Consider the following 17,838-nt stretch of genomic DNA (forward strand, 5'->3'; position numbering starts at 1 on the left):
GCGTGCGGAAGGCGCCGAGCCGGGCCGGCTACGCGTGAACATAGATATCCCCCGATATCCCTGTGTGTGCCACATGATGGCACTCCCCGTTGACCCGGCACCCAGAGCGCCGGGCAGAACATCACGCCCGAAGACCGTTCTCTCGAAGGGTTCCCGCGCACGACCGGTCCCCAGCCAGCCATAGACCACAAGTCGTGTCAAGCCGTTGCGGTCGCGAATCGACGCCGGTCGCCCGTGGTGTTTACCGAGCTATCGAAGGGACTTGGCCATTCCATTGCGAAACATCGACCGCGACGGGAAGCGCGACAGCGGAAGGTCACCTCGACACGGCGTGTCCGCACAGCACGTGACATTAAAGGTTGCGCCAAACGGTGGCGGCGGCGCGCCTTCGCGGCCTCACCCCGGAACCCGCCCATCCGGGCGTACTCACGTTCTAGCGTGCTTGTCATGACCTCGCTCAGGATGTGGCGGGCGCCGGCGCTCGCCCTCGCAGCCGCCCTGTCACTCGTCCCGCAGTCGGCCGTGGCCCAGGCCCCGGCGGACCCCACGGACTCGACAGCCACGGTGCGCGCGGCGACACCCGACCGCCCCTCGTACGAGGTGGCACTGCGCGCCGACGGCGACGGCTCGCGCTGGAGCGGCCACCAGACGGTGTCCTTCCGCAACGCCGCCCGCACTCCGCTGCGTTCGGTCGACCTACGACTGTGGGGCAACGGCACGGACGGCTGCGGGACCCCGGACAGTCCTTCCCCGGTCCGGGTGAGCGGGGTCGCCGGCGGCACGCCGCGGCCGCTCACCGTGGGCTGCACCGCGCTGCGGATCGACCTGCCGGCGCCCCTGCCGTACGGGGCACGCGCGAGCGTCTCCTTCGACGTCGCGATCACCGTCCCGGACCGCGTCCACCGCTTCGGCAAGGACGGCGCGTACCGCTATCTCGGCAACGCGCTGCCGCTGCTGTCGGTGCGCGACGCACAGGGCCGGCACCTCGACCCGGACGTCGGCTTCGGCGAGAGCTTCCACACCCTCGCGGGTGACTTCCGGGTCGTCCTCGACCACCCGAGCACGCTCGTCGTCCCCGCGACGGGCACCACCGTCCGGCGCGCGGGCGCACCCGGCCGCACGGTCAGCACCAGCGTCGCACGCGGGGTACGGGACTTCGCGTGGGCGGCGGGTCCCTTCGCCTCGAAGACGGTGACCACGCCCGGAGGGGTCCGGCTGAACGCGTACTGGACCGCCACCACGTCCCCCGAGGGCGTCGCCACCGACCTCCGGGACGCCGTCGGCTCGGTCGACGAGTTCGGCAAGCGCTTCGGGCGCTACCCGTACGGCGAGCTCGACCTCGTCATGAGCGACAACCTCGACGACTTCGGCAGCATGGAGTTCCCCGGTCTCGTCCTGCTGTGGACCGAACCGGAGGGGTCCGCCGTCGTCCACGAGATCGCCCACCAGTGGTTCTACGGCATCGTCGGCAACGACCAGTTCGCCTCGCCCTGGCTGGACGAGTCCTTCGCCCAGTACGCGAACGAGCTCTACTACCGCCTCGACACCACGACCTGCTGGGACGACGAGGGCATGTGGCCCGGCGACACGGCCGCCCTCACCCGGTCCATGGCCTACTACGCGGACGGCCGCCGCTCGGAGTACGGCCGTGTCGTCTACCGGCGCGGCTCCTGCGCCCTGCACGACCTGGAGCGCGAACTGGGCGGCCCGGCGATGGCGGGCATGCTGCGCGGCTACGTACGGGCCCACTGGCTGGGCGTCGCCACCACCGAGGACTTCAAGCGCGCGGCCCAGGCGGCGACCCCGAAGGACCTCGGCCCGTTCTGGACGGAGCACAGGATCCACTGACCGCCGGGGGCCGGAGATAACGTTGGCCCATGCTCATCACTCCGTCACGGGTCGAACTGCACCCGCTCACGCTCTCCGACCAGGACGAGTTCATCTCGCTCGTACGCGCCAGCGCCGAGCTGCACGGGCCCTGGATGCAACTGCCCACCACGGCGGAGGAGTTCCGGACCTGGATGCGCCGTTTCGACGACGGCACCAACCGGGGCCTGCTGATCCGTGTCAAGGAGACCGGCGCGGCCGCCGGCATGGTCAACATCAACTCGATCATCCGGGGCCGCTACCAGGGCGCGTCCCTCGGCTATGCGGCCTTCGCCCCGTCCGCGGGGCACGGCTACATGACCGAGGGGCTCACCGCCACCCTGGAGTACGCGTTCACGGAGCTGCGGCTCCACCGCCTGGAGGCCAACATCCAGCCGGGCAACAAGGCCTCCCTGGCCGTGGTCCAGCGGCTGGGCTTCCGCCACGAGGGCCTCTCCCCCGCCTACCTCTACATCGACGGGGGCTGGCGCGACCACGAACGCTGGGCCATCACCGCACCGGCCCCCTGGACGCCCGATCCGTCCCTTCCCGAGGTCTGAGGTCCGAGGCCGAGGCCGGCGATCGGCGGTCCGAGGCCGGCGGTCCGAGGTCCGCGTCGGACGATGCGGCACGACGGAAGGCGGCCCGGTAAGCGCTCGGGCGGTGCCCTGTGTGGCGGGCGAAGAGCGCGGCGAAGGTGCCCGGGTCCTGGTAGCCGACGGCCGCGGCGACGGCGGCGACGGTGCGGTCGGTGGTCTCCAGGAGGTGGCGGGCGCGCCGCACCCGGGAGGCCTGCAGATGCGCCAGCGGGCTGCGTCCGGTCTCCTCGGCGAAGCGGCGCAGCAGGGTGCGGGTGCTGACCCGGAAGGCGTCCGCGAGCGCGGCGAGGTCGTACCGCTCGGCGAGGTTCTGGTCGAGCCGCCTCATGACCCGCTGGGAGAACGCGCTGCCGGGCTGCGGGAGGAGCCGCGGGTCGACGTACGGGGTCTGGGAGGTCCGCGCGTCGTCGACGAGCGCGACCCGCGCGGTCGTCCGGGCCACCCGGGCGCCGCTGTGCCGGCGGATCAGGTCCAGCGCGAAGTCGTACATGGCGCTGAAGGCGGCCGTCGTCGTGACGCCCCCGTCGGTGACGACCAGGTGCTCGGGCCGGATGTCGGCCTCCGGGCAGCGCCGGGCCAGTTCACCGGCGTACAGCCAGGACGTGGTGGCCCGGCGCCCGTCGAGCAGCCCGGCGTCGGCGAGCAGGAACGCGCCGACGCAGAGGGAGACGACCGCGGTGCCGGCCGCGGCCCGCGCCCGGATCGCCGCGACCTCGGGGGCGAGCCCGGCGAGGCGTGCGTCGAGCTCCGTGACCGCGGCCAGTTCGAAACCGGGGACGACGAGGACGTCGACCTCGCGCAGCGGACGCACGTCCAGGCTCGCGCCGCCCGAGGCGGTGACCCTGCGGCGGGGGGAGACGATCGACACCCGGTAGCCGGGCGCGTCCGGTCCGGCGACGTGCGCGGCCATCGTCAACAGGTCGGGGACCCCGAAGACTTCGGACGCGAAGCAGCCCGGATAGGCGAGGACACCGATCCGCAGCGCACCGGGGCCGGGGTCGTCGGGGCCAGAGCCGGGGCCAGGGATGGCGCCGGTGCCGTTGCCGGAGCCGGAGCCGGTGCCGCCACGTTCCGCCGCCGCCCGCCGCGTCGCCTCCGCCATCGTATCCGTGCCCCCGTCCGCGTCAGAGTCCGCGTCCGCTCCGTCCGCGTCACGCCCGGCGTCACACCACGCGTCACACCCGGCGGCCCGCGTGGCGGCCCGCGTGGCGAGATTACCCCCGCTCCTGGCGATCCCGCCCCTCAGCCGACCGGCGGACAACGGGACACGCTGTGCCCATGACCGAGACCGAGACAAAGACCGACGATCCGATCGCCGACTTCACCCGCCGGAGCGTGGCCGTGGACGGGGTGACGAAGACGGTGTACGTGGCCGGCGCCGGGCCCGCCGTCGTCGTGCTGCCCGAGATGCCGGGCATCAGCCCCGACGTCCTGCGGCTCGCCCGCTGGGTGCGGGACGCCGGCTTCACCGTTCATGTGCCCTCCCTCTTCGGGACGGACGGCGCGTTCCCCACGGTCGAGGGCGGCCGGGAGGTCGTCCGCCGTGCCTGTGTCAGCGCGGAGTTCCGTGCGTTCGCCGGCGGCGGCACCAGCCCGGTGACGCTGTGGCTGCGCGGCCTCGCGCGCCAGGCCCACGAGGCGTGCGGCGGGCCCGGGGCGGGAGCGATCGGCCTGTGCTTCACCGGGAACTTCGCCCTCACCATGGCCCTGGAGCCGGCGGTCGTCGCCCCCGTGGTCAACCACCCGTCGCTGCCGCTCGACGACCCCGGCGGACTCGAACTCGACCCGGCGGACGCGCGCGCGGTACGTGACCGGCTCGCCCGCGACGGACTCAGTGTCCTCGCCTACCGCTTCGAGGGCGACCGCTGGTGCACGGGGCAGCGCTTCGCCGCCTATCGCGCCCTCCTCGGCGACAGGTTCGACGGACGCGTCCTCCCGGACAGCGCCGCGAACCCGGCCCCGCCGCCCTTCTTCGCCGACCTGGTCGGCACCCCGCACAGCGTCGTGACCGCCCATCTCGTGGACGAGGCGGGCCACCCCACCGTCCGGGCCCGCGACGAGATCCTCGCCTTCCTCACCGCCCGCCTGTACCCGTCCGGCCGGCATCGCCCTTCTGCCACCATGGGCCGGTGAACGACACAGAGGCCGCGAAGGGCCCAGGACGTGCGGACGCCGCCGCGCGGGGGCGACGCCGGCGGGACCCGGAACGGACGTACGCGGCGCTGCTCGACGCGCTGCTCGTGCTGATCTCGGAGAGCGGCCGGGAACCGACCCGGAAGGCGATCGCGGAGCGGGCGGGGGTGTCCGAGCGGACCGTCTTCGTGCACTTCGCCGACCGCGAGGCGCTGTACGTGGCGGCGGCCCGGCGGCAGGCCGAGCGGTGGCGGGCCCACGCGGAACCGGTGCCGCCCGCGTGGCGGACGGCACGCAAGGTCGGGGCTCTCCTGGCACAGCGCGGGCGGATGTACGAGGTGATGTCGCCGATCCGGAAGATCGGCCTCGGTCTGGAGCCGGACTCGCCGGGCCTGCGCGGGGTGATGGCGGAGGGGGACGACTGGTTCCGGGCGGACCTCGCGGAGGTGTTCGCGCCGGAGCTGGGCCGGTTGCCGGCCGCCGAGGAGGCCGGGGGGCTGCTCGACGCCCTTGAGGCCTCCTCGTCGTGGGCGGTCTGGGACCACCTGCGCTCCCGCCGGGGGCTCGACGAGGCGGCGGCCCGTGCGGCGATCGACCGCATGCTGCGGGCGCTCCTGGGAGTGGGGCCGCACACCCCTTGACGCGTATTGCAGTCAGACTGCAATAGTGGGGCCTCCCACCGAGCCCCACCGAGAAGGGCGTGCCCTGCCATGACTCCGATGAACCGGCGCGGCTTCGTCGCGGCCGCCGCAGCGATGGGCGCCGCGGCCGCGTCCGTCTCCCTGAACCCGCAGACCGCCCAGGCGCTGGCCGGGCACCTGCCCCAGGGCACGGGGACCCCCACCCGGACGCCCGTGCGGACCCCGACGCGAACCGACGGGCTCCCGTACGACGACGTGGCCGACTTCGCCGACGCGGAACGCGGATTCATCGCCGCGTTCACCGGCGGGCCGATCACCACCGCCGCCGGGAAGACGGCCTGGGACCCCGACGCCTACCGCTTCCTCACCGAGGCGGGAGACAGGCGCGAGGGCCACGGCCGCCACGACGGCCATGGTGCCCCCGCCACCGTCGACCCCAGCCTCTGGCGGCAGGCCCGGCTCCTGTCACACCAGGGCCTGTACCGGGTCACCGACCGCATCTACCAGGTCAGGGGCCTGGACCTGTCGAACATGACGATCGTCGAGGGCGACACCGGCATCATCGTCATCGACCCGCTCATCTCCGCGGAGACCGCCGCCGCGGCGCTGGGGCTCTATCGCGCCCACCGCGGGGACCGCACCGTCCGGGCGATGATCTACACCCATCCGCATGTGGACCACTTCGGCGGCTGCCGCGGCGTGCTGCCGGACGGCGCCGGGGACGTGCCCGTCCTCGCCCCGAAGGGTTTCATGGAGCACGCGGTCAGCGAGAACGTGTACGTCGGCACCGCGATGGCCCGCCGCGCCGCCTACATGTACGGCTCCACGCTCCCCAAGAACGCGAGCGCGCAGGTCGGCTGCGGGCTCGGGCTCACGGTCTCACTCGGCACCGTCGGGCTCATCGCGCCCACCCGCTTCATCGGCGCCACGGGTGAGGAGGTCGTGCTCGACGGGGTGCGGATCCGGTTCCAGATGACACCGGGCACCGAGTCCCAGGAGGAGATGAACTTCCTCTTCCCCGACCTGCGCGCGGTGTGCATGGCGGAGAACGCCACCCACACCATGCACAACATCCTCACCCTGCGCGGCGCCCAGGTGCGCGACGCCCACGCCTGGGCCGGCTACCTCACCGAGTCGATCGGCCTCTACGACGGCGCCGCCGACGTCGCCTTCGCCTCGCACCACTGGCCCACCTGGGGCAACGAGGCCATCGTCGGCCTCCTCACCCACCAGCGGGACCTGTACGGCTACCTGCACGACCAGACCGTCAGGCTGATCAACCGGGGCCTCACCGGCCCCGAGATCGCGGAGACCTTCCGGCTCCCGCCGCAGCTGGAGGGCGTCTGGGCCGATCGCGGCTACTACGGCTCGCTGAGTCACAACGTCAAGGCGGTGTACCAGCGGTACATGGGCTGGTTCGACGGCAACCCGGCCCACCTCTGGGAGCACCCACCCGTCGAGGAGGCCCGGTTCTGGGTGGAGTCCCTCGGCGGTCAGGCCGCGGTCCGCGCCCGTGCCCGGCACTACGCCGAGCGGGGCGAGCTGCGCTTCGCCGTCACCCTGCTCGACCACGCCGTCTTCAACGACCCCCGGGACAGCCGGGCCAAGCGTCAACTCGCCGCGCTCTACACCCGCCTGGGGCAGGCCGTCGAGAACGCCGTCTGGCGGAACTTCTACCTCACCGGCGCGCAGGAACTCCTCCACGGGATCACCCCGCACGCCTCCGCCGCGCTCGGCCCCGACATGTACCTGGCCCTGACCGTCGGCCAGATCATCGACAGCCTCGCCGTCCGCGTCGACGGCCCGAAGGCCTGGTCGCTGCGGATCGCCATGGACTGGCACATCGGCGCCGACCACTGGCATCTGCGCCTCGCCAACGGCCTGCTGACCTGGACCCAGGACACCCGGCCCGCCGCCGACGCGGACCTGACCCTGACGATGACCAAGCCCCAGCTCGTCTCCCTGCTCGCGGGAAGGGGCACCGACGGCATCTCCATGACAGGGGACCGCACGCTCCTCCCCCGGCTGCTCTCGGTCCTCGAAGCCCCCGATCCGGAGTTCCCGATCGTGACACCGTGACCCCCGGGGGGGGAGCCGCTGGACGGCGCGCCCGCCCTGGCGGCCTGTCGTCGTCTACGCGACCGAGCGGATGCGGCGTACCAGGACCGACCCCGCGAGGGCCAGGGCGCCCGCGAGGGCGTACAGGGCCGTGTAGCCACCGAAGTGGGTGACGACCGGGGCCGCGATCACGGGGGCGAGGACCTGTGGCAGCGCGTTGGCGATGTTGATGACGCCCAGGTCCTTGCCCCGGTCCTCCGCCGTCGGCAGCACGTCCGTGAGCAGGGCGAAGTCCACGGCCGTGTACACGCCGAACCCGAGGCCGAGGACGAGCGAGGCGACGACGGCGCCCGTCCAGGTCTGCCAGACGGCGAGCAGCAGGGTGGCCGCGGAGATGACGAGTCCGGACCTGATCACGTAGGACTTCCGCCGGCCGCTGCGGTCCGACCGGATGCCGCTGATCACCACCGTGGACAGCAGGGTGAGCGCGTTGAGCGCCGTGAGGATGAGGACGCCGTTGTCCGCGTCGCCGTCGTAGCGCACGGCGTCGGTCAGGTAGTAGAGCAGGTACATCGTGCTGATGGAGTACGAGAGGTTCATCAGGAACCGGGTGAGCCAGGCCCACCCGAAGTCGGGATGGCGGCGCGGGTCGATCCAGAAGCCGCCGAGGAACGTCCGCCACCGGAAGGCCGGCCGGGCGGCCGGGGAGAGCGCGGTGTCGCGCCGCATCACGGCGTACGGAACGGCCGCGAGCACCGTGAAGACCGCGCAGGCCAGATATCCGCCGACCACCCCGCCCGCGACCGTGGCAAGCGCCGTACCCACCAGGATGCCGAGGACCTGGGAGACCCCGAGCCAGCCGCCCACCAGACCGCGCTGCCGCTGCGGGACCTGGTCGGGGACGGCCGCGGTGAGCGCGGCGAAGGCCGCGTTGAGGGCGAGTTGGACCAGGCACCAGCCGGCGATCACGGTCGCGACGCTCTGCGCCGCGGCGAGGACGAGCAGTCCGGCCGCGCCGCCCGCCACTCCGCCGGCCACCCAGGGGATCCGCCGTCCCACGGACGCCGTCGTCCGGTCGGAGAGCGCACCGAAGACCGGGTTGGCGACCATCGACACCGCAGCTCCGACTCCCGTCACCAGGGCGAGGGTGGACGCCTTGTGGTCGGGGGTGAGGTGCTCGGCCTGGCGCGCCAGCAGCAGTTGGAGCGGGCCGAACCAGCCGACCCAGACCCCGAGGTTGGCGAGGGAGAGCGCGCCGACCCACCGCCCGCCGGCCGGGGTACCGGTCTCGGGGGCCGGCTCGGCGGCGGTTCCCTCCGCCGCCGTCCCCTCGGCGGTCATCTGCCGCTCTTGATCAGGTCGCGGTACCAGGCGAACGACTCCTTGGGCGTCCGCGCCAGCGTCTCGTAGTCGACGTGGACGAGCCCGAAGCGCTGCCGGTACCCCTCCGCCCACTCGAAGTTGTCGAGGATCGACCAGATGAAGTAGCCGCGGACGTCGGCGCCCTCGGCCATCGCCTCGTGCAGCGCGCGGACGTGGCCGTCGTGGTACGCGATCCGGCGGGCGTCGTCGACGCGCCCCGTCTCGGGGTCCGGCCCGTCGCCGTACGAGCAGCCGTTCTCGGTGATGCAGAGGGGCGGCAGCCGGTCGCCGTAACGCTCGCGCATGGTGGCGAGGAGTTCACGCAGTCCGTCCGGGACCACCGGCCAGCCGAAGTCGGTGATCTCGCGTCCTTCGATCTGCCGGATGGCGAAGGGGAGGTCCGGCGGAATCTCGATGCCGCCGAAGGAGGAGCCGGCGGACGCCGCGGCGGCGGATGCGGTGGTGGGTGCTGCGGCGTTCGGCTGCGGGGCGCCGACGAGCATCGGGTTGTAGTAGTTGATCCCGTACCAGTCGAGGGGTGCGGAGATCACCTTGAGGTCCTCCGCGACCGGGCCTGGGAGGAGCGAGTCCAGGCCCGCCGGGTAGGTGCCGGTCAGGATGGGGTCGGCGAAGAGGCGGTTCGTGAGGGTGTCGTACAGCTCGGCGGCGGCCCGGTCGTCGTCGCTGTCGCCGGCGGTCCAGACGGGGCTGTGGGAGGCGGCGATGCCGATCTCGCGGGCGCCCGCGGCGCGCAGGGCCTGCACGCCGAGGCCGTGGGCCAGGAGTTGGTGGTGGGCCGCGGGCAGGGCGTCGAAGACCATGCGCCTGCCCGGGGCGTGCTCGCCGAGGCCGTAGCCGAGGAGGGTGACCTCGGCGGGTTCGTTGATGGTGATCCACCTGGGTACGCGGTCGGCGAGCCGCTCCGCGACCACCGAGGCGTACGCCGCGAACCGCTCGGCGGTGTCCCGGTCGAGCCAGCCGCCGTCCTTCTCCAGGGCGAGCGGGGTGTCCCAGTGGAAGAGCGTCGGCACCGGGGCGATGCCCGAGGCGCACAGCTCGTCGACGAGCCGGTCGTAGAAGTCCAGCCCCTTCTCGTTGACGCGGCCGTGTCCTTCGGGCAGGACGCGGGACCAGGAGACCGAGAACCGGTAGGCGCCGACGCCGAGTTCGGCCATCAGCGCGACGTCCTCGCGGTAGCGCCGGTAGTGGTCGGTGGCCACGTCCGCGCGCGAGCCGTCCTTGACGCGTCCCTCTTCTCCGGTGAAGGCGTCCCAGCTGGAGGGGCCGCGGCCGTCGGCCGTGAGCGAGCCCTCGATCTGGAAGGCGGAGGCGGAGACTCCCCAGAGGAATCCGGCCGGGAACTCGGGTACGGGCGCTGTCATGAGGACTCGCTTCGATCGGCGGCGTGCGGGTTGCTCACGGCACTTTCGGTTCCCCGGGTCCACCCTGTCAATGGAAAGTGAACAATTCTCAGGTTTTGCCGACGCGCGACGCGAACGGGCCCTTCCCGCATGTGGGAAGGGCCCGTCCTCCGTACGGGTGCGGTACCGGTCAGCTTCCGGTGTGCGCCCGGCGGCGGCGCCACCAGACGAGCGCGCCGCCCGCGCCGATCGCGACGGCCGCGATGCCGACGATCAGACCGACGGGAGTGCTGCTGCCGGTGTCGGCGAGCCCGCCGTCAGGGTCCTTCGGACCGGGCGGGGTGGTGGCCCCGGGCGACTGGCTTGCCGTCGGTCCCGGATCCGACGGGGTCGGCGTCGGCTTGCCCGTACCCGTCGGGGACGGGGTCGCGGTCGGACTCGCCGTACCGGTCGGGGTGGGGGTGGGGGTGGGACCGGGCGTGCCGGTCTCGGACTGTCCGGCGCTGTTGCCGCCGAACATCAGATAGCCGTCCTTGTTCGGGTCGTCGGCGATCGTGTCGACCGCGTAGCCGACCGTGCGGGGCTTGTAGCGCTGCTCGGTGCGGAAGCGCACCGGGTTCATGTTGCTCTTGGGCTGCTTGGAGAAGTCGACCCCGCCCACGGTGTAGACGTAGACCTCCTCGCCGTTGGACCACTTGTACTTGAACGTGCCCTCGGTGAAGGCCTTGTAGTAGCGGTCCCAGACCTGCTTGCCGGTCCAGTTCTGGTGCGGGGCGCGCAGCGGCCAGCGGCTCACGTCGTTGCTGTTGATGATCCCGCGGTACTCGGCGGGCATGTCGGCGGCGTTCTGGCGCACCCACTCGGCGGCCACCCTGGCCGTGTAGACGCGGCGCAGGTCGGCGTAGTAGTCGCCGTTGTTGACCTTCTCCGCGACGAGGGGGGTGATGTAGCGGTCGAGCACGCGGTCGGACTGCTGCGTCTCCGCCTCGGTGAGGTCGCAGCCCTTCCCGCCGGGCGGCTGCGTGGTGGTCTCCTGCGGCACCGTGGACAGCTTGAGCGGGGTGTCGAGGATGTGGATTCCGCCGTCCTGCTCGCGCACGACCGCGGTCTCCGGCTCGATCCAGTAGCGGAAGCCGGCCCAGCAGGGGAAGCCGTTGCGCTGGGGCAGGGCGTTCATGAAGCTGCGGCCCGCCTCCGTCTCCGGGTCCATGGCCTTGAAGATGTCGTGCTTCAGCTCCAGGTCGGCCTCCAGGAGGACCCGGCCCGCGTCGGTCTTGCCGAAGCCCGCGTCGATGATGCGGTTCGGCTCGTCCGGGTTGAGGTTCACCCAGAACGTGGACGGGTCGAGGGCGAGCCAGGTGAAGAAGGCGTCGGAGATCAGGTTGCCCTTCTCCTGGCCACCCCAGCCGGCCGCGTACTCGTCCTCGACCGACTTGGCCGAGAACGCGTAGTCCAGGCCCTTGCCGCCCTTGCCCTTGCCGATGTAGCGCAGGTCGAGGGTGGTGAAGTCGATGCCTCCGAGGCCGCGGTTCATCAGGGCGCGCTCGCCGGTCTTGCCGAGCCGGTCGAGCTGGTCCTTGAGGGTCCGCGGGTTCGCCGGGGACTGGTTGATCACCTGGTTGCCGGAGCCGCGCGACCCGGTGGAGGCGCCGTTGCCCGGCGACATCGTCGTACTGTTCGCGCGGTACGGACCGTTCTCGGTGCCCTTGGGCGGCACGCCCTTGTGGTGGGACTGGTAGTCGTAGGTACGGACCCGGTCGCGGCCGAGCGCGTCCTTGCCCGCGGTGTCCTTGAGCTCCTTCATGAAGTTCTTGGCGTCGCGTGTCTGGTTCTCGGCGAAGACGTAGGTGTACTTGTACGAGCGCCAGCCCTGGTGCTTGGCCCAGGCCCGGTCCGCGGGCTTCTCGCGGCCGTCGGGGCTGCCGTTGGACTTGACCTCCACGATCTCCCGGCTGCGCTTGTTGTAGGCGTCCAGCCGGCGCACATGACGGTCGCCGGTGTCGGGGTCGACGAAGTTGAACTCCTTCTCGCAGATCCAGTCCGGGCCCGTCAGGCCCATCTCGCGCACGACCTTGGCCATGAAGGCCTTGCCGCGGGCGTCGTAGCCCTGGTTCGGGATGTAGACCTTCGAGAGGTAGTCGCCGAAGGACGTCCACCGCCGCTGCGCGTTGAACCGGGCGTAGATGCGCCTCGGGTCGCTGTGCTCGTACTTCTTGTAGTCGGTGCCCGCCGCGTCGAGCTCGGCCCGGGTGGGATTGAGGCCGTCGAACTGGAGGCCGGGGTTAGTGTAGTCGTACGTGTCCCAACGGTCCACCGCACGAGAGGCGTCGCCCTGGGGCAGGCCGCCCGTGGGCACGTTCTTCACCCCGTACATCTCGTCGCAGCGCTTGCCCGGCTTCAGCTTCGGCGGCGCCGGCGCGGCCTCGGCCACACCCCCGACGGGCTGGCCGGTGATCGTGATGACGGTGGCACAGGCGAGTGCTAGCAGGCTGTTCCTGAGCGCACGCCAGCGGCGCGTTATTCGTGCTGGCTTCACAGTGCTTCCCCCGGGAGCCCCACGGGTCGATTCAGGGTTGTGCGGCGCCAGGGCCCCCGATGCTCAAGTAGGCGCTGCACAAGCGCTCCGATACTAGGGGTTCCCTTTGCCGACGCAATGCGGTTCAGGCGGCGTGGCATGTGTCAACTCCGTGCAGATTCCAGATTCTTGCCGTCACACGGAGGGCTAGGCTTAGCTGCTGTGAGCGATGAAATCCGGGAATACGAGAACGAAGGGGCCGACGGGGGCGAGGGGGCCGCCGACGACGAGCACGCCGTCGCCGAGCGCATCGACACGGCGCACGCCGACAACCCCCGTCTGAGCGCGTGGCTGGACGAGCAGCGGGAGGGCTTCGCCGACTGGAGCCGCCGCCACGGCGGCGGATGGGACTTCGGCGAACGCTCCCTCGACCGCGTGGAGGCCCTCATCCGTGAGCACGTCACCTCCGTCGACGACCTGTTCGCCCACGAGCACACCCCGTTGGTCCAGGTCGCCTGCTGGTACGTCGGCGAGGTCCACAACCGGACCCGCGGCACCCGGTGGCGCCTGGATCCCGACCCCGCCGACAGCCACCCCTGGTCCCGACGTCCCTACGTCATCGTGCCGTTCGCCCGGCTGGACGAGTACCGGGACCCCGAGGGCATCGACTACGACGCCCGCCCACAGCACCACCCCCTGAGCAGCTTTCTCGCCCTCCTCCGAGAGGGCTCCACGACCGGCACGGCCTCGCTGCGCGCCGAACTGGACGACTACGATCCCGGCAGCGGCGACGAGGAGTGATCCGTACGCCCAGGGTCGTGATCAAGCCCTTCCCGGGGTGCGGCGCATGGCCCGGGAAGTGATGGGGCACCCATGCCCGCGTGCACCCTACAGACGAGTCACAGCACTTCACCACCTTGTCCGCACGGCTGACCGGTTTCGACGGAGCGGACCTCGAAGCCACCGGGATGGCCGAGGTGTACCGGGCGGTCGCCGCGGAGCGGCTCGGAGCGCAGCGGTACGCGCGGCTGCTGCGCGAGCTGCCGGAGGAACCGGACGACGCCGGGGACCGTGAGCTGCGGAAGGCGGCGGAGGCGGTCGCATACCTCTGGTACACGGGAAGTTGGCCGGGACCGCAGCCGTTCCTGGTGTCCCCGCGCGCCTACGCCGAGGGCCTGGTGTGGAAGGCCGCAGGTCTCAAGGCGCCCGCCACCGCCCCCGGCGGGTACGGGAGTTGGGCCGAGGCACCCGTCCGTCCCGAAGGCCACGGCCGGGGTGACGCGGTCGAGGGGAGCGGTCCGTGACGCGGTACGACGTGATCGTGGTCGGCTCCGGTGTCGCGGGCTCGCTCGTCGCCCACCGGCTCGGACGCCACGGGCGACGGGTCCTGGTCCTGGAGGCGGGCGCGGCGGATCCCCGAGACGGATCCGCAGACGATCCGCTGACCACGTATCTCGCGGCATCGGGCATGGTTCCCGGTGCGCCCCTCGGACCCCGTCCGGAAGCGCCCTCGCCCGAGGTGACGGACATCGTCGGCGCGGACGGGACCCCCGGGTACCGGACGGCCGGGCATCTCCGGCAGGACGGGCCGCTGCCGTACGCCAGCGGATACGTCCGGGCCAACGGCGGCACCGGCAACGTCTGGACCGGACTCGCGCCGCGCATGCTCCCGGAGGACTTCGACACCGAGGTCTTCGGGTACGGGCGGCGGTGGCCGCTCGGCTACACGGAGCTCGAGCCCTACTACCGGGCGGCCGAGGAGGAGCTGGGGGTGGCCGGCGATGCCGACGAGCAGCGCGAGCACGTCGGGCTGCCCCTCCCCGACGGCCATGTGTTTCCCATGCGGCCGCTGCCGGCCGCGCGCCTCGACGGCATCCTCGCGGCCCGCCTCGACGGGCGGCGCGTGAAGGACCCGGTGGCCGGGCGCGAGGTCGAACTGCGGGTGGTCGGCACCCCGCACGCACGCAACGGCGTCCCGGACCCCCGGTACGACGCCGGTCGCGGGTACGTCCCGCGCGGCCGCCACGGGCGGCCGGACCCGGAGAGCCGCTGCGTGGGCAACGCGAGCTGCATCCCGCACTGCCCCTCGTACGCGAAGTACACCCCGCTCAAGACCCAGGGCCGCTGGAGCGCCGGTGTCACCCTCCGGGACCGGTCCGTGGTGAGCCGCGTCCTCGTCGACGCGACCGGGCGGGCCACCGGCGTGGAGTACCACGCGTACGACGGGAGGGTCTCCGTCGCGCACGCCGATGTCGTGGTGCTCGCCGCGCACGCGGTGGAGAACGCCCGGCTGCTGCTTCTCTCCGGGCTCGCCGACCGCAGCGGCCAGGTCGGCCGCAACCTGATGGACCACCCCGTCCTGCTGACCTGGGGCCTGCTGCCCGAGGACGCCGGACCGTACCGGGGTCCCGGCTCGGTCTCCGGCTTCGAGGGCTTCCGGGCGGGCCCGGCGCGCCGGCTCCGGGCGCCCTTCCGCGTCGAGTTCGGGACCTGGGGCTGGGTCTGGGCGAAGGGCCCCGTCGACACCGACGTGCGGCACTTCCTCGCCGAACGCGGCCTGTTCGGGGCCGACCTGCGGAAGGCGGTCGGTGACCGGATCCGCCGCCAGTTCACCCTCCAGTTCGAGATGGAGCAGAGCGCCGACCCCGCGAACCGGGTCACGCTCCACCCGACCGAGCGCGATCCGCTGGGGCTGCCGCGCCCCCTCGTCACCTACGACCTCGACGAGCACGTGAAGGCGGGGATGGCGGCGGCCCGGGCGGTGTCGGATCAGATCTTCGGACTCCTCGGCGCCGAGGACCACACCGACTACACGCCGGCGGCGGCATGGCCCGGCCGCTTCGAGCACGGCGGCCGTACGTACGGCTATCGCGGGGCGGGCCACGCCGCCGGCACCCACATCATGGGCGACTCCCCCGCCACGTCGGTGGTCGACGCCTGGCAGCGCTGCTGGGACCACCCCGGCCTGTACGCGGTCGGCTGCGGCAGCATGCCCTCGGTGGCCACCTCCAACCCGACGCTGACCATGGCCGCGCTCGCCCTGCGCAGCGCGGAACGCGTCGAGGCGGACCTGGCGTCCCGCGACCGTCCGGTGCCCCTTTCCCTGCCCCTGCCCCTGTCCCCGACCTCCGCCACCGCCACCGCCACCGCCGACGAGACCGCCACCGCCGACGAGACCGCACCGAACCGAGGAGTCCCGGAATGACCGCACCCCTGCCCCCGCTGCCCCTTCCTCCCGTGACCGAGCCCTTCCGGCTCCCCTTCCACTACGGGGCGTTGCACCAGATCGGCCTCGACTGGCTGGTCGCTCCCGGGCCGGTCCGGGAGCTGCTCGCGAAGCACCACCCGGATCTGACCGCGGCCGAGTTCGAGGACGGGCGCGCCCTGGTCTCCCTCAACTACCAGCTGTACTTCGCGCAGTACGCCTTCGGCGGCGGTGTCACGCAGGAGATCGAGTTCAGCGTCGTCGCGTTCCCGACCGGCGCGGAGGGGCGACTGCCGCGGCTGAGCTACGCCCAGTACGCCCAGGGCTGGGACCAGACGAAGCTGCTCGGCATCGCACGCGTCCACGTCGTCTGCGACAACCCGTTCGCGATCAGGGCGGGGCGCCGGCTCTACGCCGAACCCAAGTACCCGGGCCGGTTCGAGGTGGATCTGCCGTCGCTCAACGGGCCCGCGGGCGAGACCTGGAACGTACGGTGCACGGCGGCCACCGTCGGCGCGGACGACACCCTGGAGCAGGATCTGGGTCCCCTGGTCGGCCTCACCGCGGAACTCGACGGCCTCGCCCCCGCCGTCGCCAACTCCGCCCCGATCACGGGTTACGGCACCGACCTCGAGGGGCGTCTCCTCGCCGGCCCGATGAACGTCTACCAGCCGTACCGCTGGTACGACCTGGCCGCGCCCGCGCACGCGGGACGCGCACGGCTGACGGTGCACGCCCCGGAGAGCGACCTCGGCCGCGATGTCCTCGCCCTCGTCGGCGACGAGGCACCGGCCACCGGCGCCTGGACGTACCAGTCGCCCCCGGTGGCCGCCCACAACCGCCCGTACTACGTGCCGGCCGCACCTCGTCCCTGACCGCTCGGGGGGCCCGCGGCGGAGCCTTGCCCACGTCGCCGGCCGTCCCCCCGTCAGCAGGTCTCGCGGACGTACCCGGCCTCGCCCGCGGGGCGGACGTCGGTGTCGCGCAGGACGACGGAGAGCGTCCCGCCCCAGCGCGCGCAGGCCCGGGCGAGGCCCTTCCGCTCGTACTCGATGACGAGCACCCGGTTGGCGAAGGCGCTCGCGTAGGGGCCGCATTCCTCGTACTGACCGCACTCCTCGGCGACCGCGAAGTCGAAGCCGAGCTTCCGGCCCCGCTGCGCGAGATCGGGGGCGTTCTTCTGCCCGATCGCGAGTCCGGCCGCGTGGGCGCGGTCGACGAGCAGCCGGGCGAAGGCGAGGTCGTCTGCGGGCGTGAGGCGGCCCTGGGACCGTTCGTACGAGTCGAGGTTGTCCGCCTCGACGGCCTGGTAGCCGGCGTCGGCGCAACCGTCGATCCACTCGCCGACGATCGCGGCGAGCCGCTCGCGCTTGGCCGGTGTGGAGACGTCGAAGAGGGCCTCGTCCCAGTCCTGGTCGACGATCGGAGCTCCCGCGGCGCTCCGGAGCAGGAGGTCGGGGTGGTTCTCCTCCCACCAGTCGGTGGCGTCCGGCTGGGCCTGGAAGGCGTTGACGTAGCAGATGTTGTACAGCCCCTTCGCCGGCTTCGCCGTACGGTCGCGGGAGACGGCGCCCACCCCGGGGGGCGGTGCGTAGGGCCCGCCGATCTGGTAGTCGAATCCGACGTGGGGCTCGGGCGGGACGACCGTGCGGGCGGAGGAGGGCGGCGGGGAGGAGGGGGCGGAGTCGCCGTCTCCCCCGTCACCGGACGAGGTGCATCCGGCCGCACCGACGGCGAGGAGGCCGACCAGGGTGAGGGCCGTCAGACGGCGGCGGCGCCGACGCACGCTGCGGAGGGGACGGGGTTCGCGGGCGATCACGGTGCGGGGCTCCTGGTCGTCGATTCCTCGGGGCGGCGCAGGGCCGCCCACGGGCCTACGGTACGGGCGCTGTGCGACCGGGCCGTAGCGGCCTGCCGGACGCGGCGAGAACGGTCCGACACCGCCCACGCTGGCCTCAAGCACCCTGGGCGACCACATATCTGAACGGAAGTCATGTCTGCGGATCGTGCGCAGGGTCTTGCGTCGCCCCCTCGGCCGTCTCTACTCTCCCGCGCAATGGTTAGGAACATTTCCTAACCTTTGGCCGAGCATCGATGT

General features: G+C 72.5%; 14 protein-coding genes. 9 read left to right on the plus strand and 5 right to left on the minus strand.

Going from position 1 to position 17,838, the window contains the following annotated elements; translation table 11 throughout:
- The first annotated feature begins 447 nt into the window (after positions 1-447).
- The gene (locus tag E0F75_RS03865) at positions 448-1,848 is read left to right on the plus strand and encodes a M1 family metallopeptidase (protein WP_187621046.1); all 1,401 of its coding nucleotides are present in this window, start codon (positions 448-450) and stop codon (positions 1,846-1,848) included.
- Between the two features lie 29 nt (positions 1,849-1,877).
- Entirely contained in the window at positions 1,878-2,426 is a 549-nt protein-coding gene (locus E0F75_RS03870) for a GNAT family N-acetyltransferase (RefSeq protein WP_187621047.1), read from the plus strand.
- On the opposite strand, the gene E0F75_RS03875 is transcribed toward E0F75_RS03870, so the two are convergent.
- Positions 2,377-3,567 (minus strand): GlxA family transcriptional regulator, encoded by a 1,191-nt coding sequence (locus E0F75_RS03875; RefSeq protein ID WP_187621048.1) that lies wholly within the window; start codon positions 3,565-3,567, stop codon positions 2,377-2,379. The two genes, E0F75_RS03870 and E0F75_RS03875, sit on opposite strands and share 50 nt — an antisense overlap.
- Before the next feature lie 176 nt (positions 3,568-3,743).
- Here E0F75_RS03875 and E0F75_RS03880 point away from each other — a divergent pair, with 176 nt between their 5' ends.
- The 3 genes from E0F75_RS03880 to E0F75_RS03890 all read left to right on the plus strand — a co-directional run bounded on the left by E0F75_RS03880 (position 3,744) and on the right by E0F75_RS03890 (position 7,318).
- The gene (locus tag E0F75_RS03880) at positions 3,744-4,598 is read left to right on the plus strand and encodes a dienelactone hydrolase family protein (protein WP_187621049.1); all 855 of its coding nucleotides are present in this window, start codon (positions 3,744-3,746) and stop codon (positions 4,596-4,598) included.
- Complete coding sequence (locus tag E0F75_RS03885; RefSeq protein WP_187621050.1) at positions 4,595-5,239, plus strand: TetR/AcrR family transcriptional regulator; 645 nt, start codon at positions 4,595-4,597, stop codon at positions 5,237-5,239. The genes E0F75_RS03880 and E0F75_RS03885 overlap by 4 nt, the downstream gene beginning before the upstream one ends.
- Before the next feature lie 69 nt (positions 5,240-5,308).
- A complete protein-coding gene (locus E0F75_RS03890; RefSeq protein WP_187621051.1) occupies positions 5,309-7,318 on the plus strand; it encodes an alkyl/aryl-sulfatase in 2,010 nt (669 codons plus the stop codon).
- Between the two features lie 54 nt (positions 7,319-7,372).
- On the opposite strand, the gene E0F75_RS03895 is transcribed toward E0F75_RS03890, so the two are convergent.
- The 3 genes from E0F75_RS03895 to E0F75_RS03905 form a co-directional block, all read right to left on the minus strand.
- Positions 7,373-8,638 carry an MFS transporter gene (locus E0F75_RS03895; protein ID WP_187621052.1) on the minus strand — a complete coding sequence of 422 codons (1,266 nt, stop codon included), beginning with the start codon at positions 8,636-8,638 and terminating at the stop codon, positions 7,373-7,375.
- Entirely contained in the window at positions 8,635-10,041 is a 1,407-nt protein-coding gene (locus E0F75_RS03900; RefSeq protein WP_187621053.1) for a glycoside hydrolase family 1 protein, read from the minus strand. The genes E0F75_RS03895 and E0F75_RS03900 overlap by 4 nt, the downstream gene beginning before the upstream one ends.
- 169 nt (positions 10,042-10,210) lie before the next feature.
- Positions 10,211-12,556: an LPXTG cell wall anchor domain-containing protein gene (locus tag E0F75_RS03905; RefSeq protein ID WP_187621054.1), complete on the minus strand. Its 2,346-nt coding sequence runs from the start codon at positions 12,554-12,556 to the stop codon at positions 10,211-10,213.
- 201 nt (positions 12,557-12,757) lie between these two features.
- On the opposite strand from E0F75_RS03905, the gene E0F75_RS03910 reads away from it, so the two are divergent.
- The 4 genes from E0F75_RS03910 (at position 12,758) to E0F75_RS03925 (ending at position 16,615) form a co-directional block, all read left to right on the plus strand.
- Positions 12,758-13,336 (plus strand): hypothetical protein, encoded by a 579-nt coding sequence (locus E0F75_RS03910; protein ID WP_229312485.1) that lies wholly within the window; start codon positions 12,758-12,760, stop codon positions 13,334-13,336.
- An 80-nt stretch (positions 13,337-13,416) separates the two neighbouring features.
- Positions 13,417-13,839, plus strand: coding sequence for a hypothetical protein (locus E0F75_RS03915; protein ID WP_187621056.1), 423 nt, complete (start codon positions 13,417-13,419; stop codon positions 13,837-13,839).
- Positions 13,836-15,740, plus strand: coding sequence for a GMC family oxidoreductase (locus E0F75_RS40345; RefSeq protein WP_187621057.1), 1,905 nt, complete (start codon positions 13,836-13,838; stop codon positions 15,738-15,740). The genes E0F75_RS03915 and E0F75_RS40345 overlap by 4 nt, the downstream gene beginning before the upstream one ends.
- Complete coding sequence (locus E0F75_RS03925; protein WP_229312486.1) at positions 15,737-16,615, plus strand: hypothetical protein; 879 nt, start codon at positions 15,737-15,739, stop codon at positions 16,613-16,615. Before E0F75_RS40345 ends, E0F75_RS03925 begins: the two co-directional genes overlap by 4 nt.
- 53 nt (positions 16,616-16,668) lie before the next feature.
- Here E0F75_RS03925 and E0F75_RS03930 read toward each other — a convergent pair whose 3' ends face one another.
- Positions 16,669-17,610 (minus strand): endo alpha-1,4 polygalactosaminidase, encoded by a 942-nt coding sequence (locus E0F75_RS03930; RefSeq protein WP_374115364.1) that lies wholly within the window; start codon positions 17,608-17,610, stop codon positions 16,669-16,671.
- Between the last annotated feature and the right edge of the window lie 228 nt (positions 17,611-17,838).

Origin of the sequence: Streptomyces sp. CB02980 (assembly GCF_014451325.2) — a bacterium.
GTDB lineage: Bacteria > Actinomycetota > Actinomycetes > Streptomycetales > Streptomycetaceae > Streptomyces.

Bases quoted from the DNA above. Each gene is read 5' to 3' on its own strand.
- E0F75_RS03870 (WP_187621047.1), top strand. From the start codon at position 1,878: ATGCTCATCACTCCGTCACGGGTCGAACTGCACCCGCTCACGCTCTCC.
- E0F75_RS03865 (WP_187621046.1), top strand. From the start codon at position 448: ATGACCTCGCTCAGGATGTGGCGGGCGCCGGCGCTCGCCCTCGCAGCC.
- E0F75_RS03880 (WP_187621049.1), top strand. From the start codon at position 3,744: ATGACCGAGACCGAGACAAAGACCGACGATCCGATCGCCGACTTCACC.
- E0F75_RS03875 (WP_187621048.1), bottom strand. From the start codon at position 3,567: ATGGCGGAGGCGACGCGGCGGGCGGCGGCGGAACGTGGCGGCACCGGC.
- E0F75_RS03890 (WP_187621051.1), top strand. From the start codon at position 5,309: ATGACTCCGATGAACCGGCGCGGCTTCGTCGCGGCCGCCGCAGCGATG.
- E0F75_RS03925 (WP_229312486.1), top strand. From the start codon at position 15,737: ATGACCGCACCCCTGCCCCCGCTGCCCCTTCCTCCCGTGACCGAGCCC.
- E0F75_RS03895 (WP_187621052.1), bottom strand. From the start codon at position 8,638: ATGACCGCCGAGGGGACGGCGGCGGAGGGAACCGCCGCCGAGCCGGCC.
- E0F75_RS03900 (WP_187621053.1), bottom strand. From the start codon at position 10,041: ATGACAGCGCCCGTACCCGAGTTCCCGGCCGGATTCCTCTGGGGAGTC.